Below are 4,539 nucleotides of genomic sequence, written 5' to 3' on the forward strand. Positions count from 1 at the left end.
ATGGAAGTTACATTGACTTCAAAGGGACGTATGAAGAGTTTGCTGAAGCGAAAGCGAACGGAAGTTTATAAATCAAAAGTACATCCGTTCGTGGTGAGCCTGTCGAACCATGAACACCCTTCGACAGGCTCAGGGTGAACGGAATGACGAGAGAGGTAAAGCAATGAGCGACTACAAAAACTTTATCGGTTTAGGGGTAGCGGGCAATTTTGCCCTCCACCTCGAACAAGCGGGTGAGAGTGCCGATTTCAAAGATGTTATCACTGAAGATCCGAACGGTCCGAAAGGGATGTTTCCGTTTTATGTTCCTGCTCGTGAAGGTCAGCTAGGGATTTATCCGATCAGCTCCGAATCGATTATTCTTCCTCAGGAAACATGCAACGTTCAGCCTGAACCCGAAGTGGCGTTGCTCTGTGATCTTGAATACGATCCATCCGGAAATGTAACGTCTATTATCCCCAAGTTTTTCGGTGCCTATAATGATTGTTCCCTGCGTAAAGAGGGTGCGGCGAAAATCAGTCACAAAAAAAACTGGGGGAGTGCCTCCAAAGGACTTGCATCTACACTGATTCCGATCGATTCGTTTGAGAAAGGGGGCGTGATGGAGAGCTACCGTATCGCTTCGTTTCTTCGACGTGAGGGGATGTTGATGCGTTATGGGGAAGATGTCGAACTCACGGGGTACAGTTTCTTTTACGGCAAGCTTATTGAATGGATGAAAAACCAGATCAATGCACAGGTTGATTTCGGTCCACTTGAACCGATACGTGAGTATTTGCGGGATGCCCAGTATCCTAAACAAGCGATTATCAGTATCGGTGCGACCCGCTATACCCATTTCGGTGAGACCAATTTCCTCCAAGAAGGGGATGAGGTGATTGTTGTCGTGTACGATAATAATAAACATTGTATGAATCCGATTCTCTCGATGGCGAATCGAAACGCGTTTGAATCAGAAGGGATCAGTGCGCTCGTTCAAAAGGTTGTACGTGGTTAAACCGGGACTTTACCGCCATTACAAGGGGAAACACTACGAAGTGATCGGAGTAGCAAAACACTCCGAGACGAATGAAAGCATGGTGGTGTATCGACCTCTCTACGGCGAGCGCGGATTGTGGGTTCGTCCGTTGAAAATGTTTGAAGAGACGATGCCAAACGGAACAAAGCGGTTTGAGTATTGCGGAGAGGTTCAATGAGCCGCGGAACAAAACTCTCTCTCGATTTGGGAGCTTCATGGGGTGATGGATGGAGTATGGAAGAGGAGAAAACATCCAAAACTATCACTATTCTTGAACCTTCTGCTCACAAACTCGTATTCCAAAAAGAGAAACGCAAAGGGAAACCCGTAACGCTTGTCGGACCCTTTTCTTTAGAGGATGCGGAGGCACAAAAAGTACTCTCAACCCTCAAAAAATCGCTGGCGTGCGGTGGTGCATACAAAGATCTCTGGATGGAGTTTCAGGGCGATATTGCCCCAAAAGTACGCGAACAACTCGAAAAACTCTCTTTTAAATTCAAGAAATAATTACAATTTATTGCTAAAAACCACTTGATTGCGTCCGCGCTCTTTTGCGGCATAGAGGTTTGTATCCGCCGTATGAATGAGGGCATCTTCGCTCATATCAACGGTCGGGACGATACAAATTCCTCCGATTGAGACACTGAGGGTAGGGAGAATTTTGGAGCCTTTGTGCTCAATTTTCAGATGCTCGATGCTTGCCCGAATTTTTTCTCCAATAATTCTCGCATTTTTACAATCGGTATCGGTTAGGATAACACCGAACTCTTCACCACCGAGGCGAAACGGATAATCTCCCGGGCGCTGGAGCGTCGTTTTAAGTACTTTGGCAACTGCCTGAAGGGCAAGATCCCCTTGCAAATGACCGTAGGTATCGTTGTATTGTTTGAAAAAATCGATGTCCAGCATCATAAAGACAAACGGGGTGTTAGAGCGTAGCGAACGTTTAAATTCTCGTTCGTATACGACATTGAAATAGCGTCGATTGAATAATGCGGTCAGGGGATCGGTATACGACGCTTGTTCGAGTTTGAGATTGAGATGTTTAAGGGTCTCACTCGACTCGATAAGCTGTTGTTGCTGAATTTCGATACGGGCAAAAATCATCCATGCCAGACCCATTACGAGTATTAAAATTACCCCTAAAAAAAGAAACAATTGAATCAGTGCATTTTCGTATTGAGCAAGAAGGATAGCGTGTTCATATTTAGCCGCATCGTTTTCATAGGCAATGAGTTGGTTAAGTGTTCGCTGAATGGATTGAATATTTTCATCCATTGTAATCAAGGAGAGAGGATGATCTCTTTGCGGGTCATTGATCAGCGAGCGTACTTGAGTAAAATAATCTGCCATATTTTGGATTTGCTGATCGGTATATTTGACGTAAGGAATCTCATCCGGACGTTTCGGAAGTGCCGAATAATTGCTCCAAAGTTGGTTAATATGATCTAAAGATTGGATGATTTTTTTGGAAACCTGCTCGTCATCGAGGAGCTTATTATCCCATTGATAGATCGAAGAAGCAAGAGAATTATGATACTCTGCATTGATCGAATTAAGTTCACTGAGGGGAAGAAGAGAGCCAAAATAGAGGGTGTCAAGATTTTTTTTGATATTTTGGATATTGAAATAACCGATTAGCCCTACGACGATCAGTCCAAATCCGATAAGCAACAATAAATAGAGTAGTTTTGTTTTGAGATTAATCGGTTTCACGTTTTTAATAAACTTTATTCTTTGGATAAAAGTTCTAAGCAACTCCTATACCAAAAGTGTTTAGAATTGTGTATTAGAAACAGGGGAATGATATGGCAAAACGATTGATTAAAGACGAGCGGATAAAAACGATTATCCATAATATCGCCGAAGATTTTCGTTTTTCGCATGAGACGGGAGATTATGCCCTTTTGTTTTATAAAGCGGATACGGAAGGGGTAATTCGTGGAGCCGATATTGACGCAATGATCGAATATCTTTCCACCGGACTTTCGGAGCTTCAGGACAACATCCAGTGGCGGAGAGAATTTTTGAGTGAGAATCCTGGAGTCGATGAGATGCGGATGCTGGAAAATTTGGGTGTTATCGAAAAAGAATATATCGATTTACTCGAATTTTTACGTTAAGAAAAAAGGCTGAAAGTATGAAATTGAAATTTTTGGTTGCTAGCAGTTTGATAGCTGTTTCGACACTCGGGGCAAACGACAGCTTCAACAGCGAGTTTAGTCATTTTGCAGGCGGAGCGGTAATGGCAGGCGGGATTACAGCAGTCGTTGATCGTTTTTATCCGGAGTATCGATCCGATCGAGGAATGATCGGATTTGAGGTGAGCAGTATCGCTATTGTCGCGGAACAGGGGATAGAGTATGCTATGCATGGTAATGCCCGCGGACAGTTGCTGGATGCGGCTTCGCATATAGCAGGTTCAGCCCTTGGTGCTTACGTTGCAGATGAGTTTTTACTTACCCCTGTGATTCAAAATTCACCCACTGAAGGGAATTATGTGGGCGTATCTCTTCAACGATCATTTTAACAAACGGATCTTTGTTATTTGTATGGCGTCAATGGGAGTTTTTTGCTGATAGCGTACTGGATTCCGCCGTCTATATCAATCACTTTATAGCCCATTTGATTTCCCAGATAAGTTCCGAGGACTTTACTGCGATTGCCGCTGTTACAGATCAGGGCAAATTTTTCATCTTTTTGAACAACTTTATTCAGTTTGGCTAAAAACGCATTCAGATCGTAATTCCCTTGTTCATCGAAAAACATGATAGGGATTGATCCTTTGATGAGTCCGGTCGTTTTCCATTCGCTCGGAGTACGAATATCGATGATTTTTATTTTTGAATCAATCAGTTTTTGATCGATACTTTGACGGATATACTCTGCATTCAAAGAGGTGAATGCCAGCAAAAGAGATAAAAGTGCTAAGCGCATATAGGCTCCTAGAGGGTATAATTGTGCTATTGTATCGATGAATGATTAATATGAGGACTTATGGGCGTATCTAAAGAAGAAAATTCAAAACGGTTACGGTATATCCGACTGCTAGGACGATTTATCAGCGGGATTATCGTATGGCTCTCCAAAGCAGACCATCCTACTAAAGAGCAGTATGATCAAAAAGTAGATATGAATTTTCGCTTTTTGGAAAAAAACGAAGCAGTCAAGCTTTACAAAGATGAGTACACCGAACTCGAAGCTCTCGGGCAAAAAATTCTCGATTTTAGAGCAAGCGATGAGACGATAGAAGTGATTAAAGAAGAACTTTTTTATGCGCAAAATCAGCTTGAAAAGCGGATTAATGCGCGCCGTTACAAAAAATCAAAGCACGACAATCACGCGAGTGACGGGTGGTAATAAAAAAATAAAACGATATGTCATTCCCGCGAAGGCGGGAATCCAGCTGGATCCCCGGGTCAAGCCCGAGGACCTCCAGAGGTTCTTGTGCCCTTGGGCATGATGCTATAGTAGCCCTAAATGGTCTATGAGGATTTTACACCCAAGAGCGATGAGGATAA

At 43.1% G+C, this 4,539-nt stretch carries 8 protein-coding genes; 6 read left to right on the forward strand and 2 right to left on the reverse strand.

All coding sequences use genetic code 11. From position 1 onward, the window contains the following. The first annotated feature begins 163 nt into the window (after positions 1–163). The 3 genes from JHC35_RS05115 to JHC35_RS05125 are packed head-to-tail and all read left to right on the forward strand — an operon-like array spanning position 164 to position 1,525. Positions 164–997, forward strand: a complete 834-nt coding sequence (locus tag JHC35_RS05115; RefSeq protein ID WP_295042656.1) for a DUF5718 family protein — start codon at positions 164–166, stop codon at positions 995–997. Then, positions 990–1,196, forward strand: coding sequence for a DUF1653 domain-containing protein (locus JHC35_RS05120; RefSeq protein ID WP_295042658.1), 207 nt, complete (start codon positions 990–992; stop codon positions 1,194–1,196). The genes JHC35_RS05115 and JHC35_RS05120 overlap by 8 nt, the downstream gene beginning before the upstream one ends. Further along, complete coding sequence (locus JHC35_RS05125; RefSeq protein WP_295042660.1) at positions 1,193–1,525, forward strand: translation initiation factor; 333 nt, start codon at positions 1,193–1,195, stop codon at positions 1,523–1,525. Before JHC35_RS05120 ends, JHC35_RS05125 begins: the two co-directional genes overlap by 4 nt. On the opposite strand, the gene JHC35_RS05130 is transcribed toward JHC35_RS05125, so the two are convergent. Further along, the gene (locus tag JHC35_RS05130) at positions 1,526–2,734 is read right to left on the reverse strand and encodes a diguanylate cyclase (RefSeq protein WP_295042662.1); all 1,209 of its coding nucleotides are present in this window, start codon (positions 2,732–2,734) and stop codon (positions 1,526–1,528) included. Between the two features lie 92 nt (positions 2,735–2,826). Here JHC35_RS05130 and JHC35_RS05135 point away from each other — a divergent pair, with 92 nt between their 5' ends. Together JHC35_RS05135 and JHC35_RS05140 are read left to right on the forward strand one after the other, a co-directional pair. Continuing rightward, on the forward strand, positions 2,827–3,141 hold the full coding sequence (locus JHC35_RS05135; RefSeq protein WP_295042664.1) for a hypothetical protein: 315 nt from the start codon (positions 2,827–2,829) through the stop codon (positions 3,139–3,141). 17 nt (positions 3,142–3,158) lie between these two features. Next, positions 3,159–3,548, forward strand: coding sequence for a hypothetical protein (locus JHC35_RS05140; protein ID WP_295042666.1), 390 nt, complete (start codon positions 3,159–3,161; stop codon positions 3,546–3,548). A 14-nt stretch (positions 3,549–3,562) separates the two neighbouring features. Here the strand turns inward: JHC35_RS05140 and JHC35_RS05145 are convergent, their stop codons facing one another. Next, on the reverse strand, positions 3,563–3,955 hold the full coding sequence (locus JHC35_RS05145) for a rhodanese-like domain-containing protein (protein ID WP_295042668.1): 393 nt from the start codon (positions 3,953–3,955) through the stop codon (positions 3,563–3,565). 60 nt (positions 3,956–4,015) lie between these two features. Here JHC35_RS05145 and JHC35_RS05150 point away from each other — a divergent pair, with 60 nt between their 5' ends. Next, positions 4,016–4,378, forward strand: coding sequence for a hypothetical protein (locus JHC35_RS05150; RefSeq protein ID WP_295042670.1), 363 nt, complete (start codon positions 4,016–4,018; stop codon positions 4,376–4,378). Positions 4,379–4,539: the final 161 nt, after the last annotated feature.

This window comes from Sulfuricurvum sp., assembly GCF_022759005.1.
Classification (GTDB): Bacteria; Campylobacterota; Campylobacteria; order Campylobacterales; family Sulfurimonadaceae; genus Sulfuricurvum.

Coding starts and splice junctions, on each gene's coding strand:
- JHC35_RS05115 (WP_295042656.1), top strand. CDS start 164: ATGAGCGACTACAAAAACTTTATCGGTTTAGGGGTAGCGGGCAATTTT.
- JHC35_RS05125 (WP_295042660.1), top strand. CDS start 1,193: ATGAGCCGCGGAACAAAACTCTCTCTCGATTTGGGAGCTTCATGGGGT.
- JHC35_RS05135 (WP_295042664.1), top strand. CDS start 2,827: ATGGCAAAACGATTGATTAAAGACGAGCGGATAAAAACGATTATCCAT.
- JHC35_RS05140 (WP_295042666.1), top strand. CDS start 3,159: ATGAAATTGAAATTTTTGGTTGCTAGCAGTTTGATAGCTGTTTCGACA.
- JHC35_RS05145 (WP_295042668.1), bottom strand. CDS start 3,955: ATGCGCTTAGCACTTTTATCTCTTTTGCTGGCATTCACCTCTTTGAAT.
- JHC35_RS05150 (WP_295042670.1), top strand. CDS start 4,016: ATGGGCGTATCTAAAGAAGAAAATTCAAAACGGTTACGGTATATCCGA.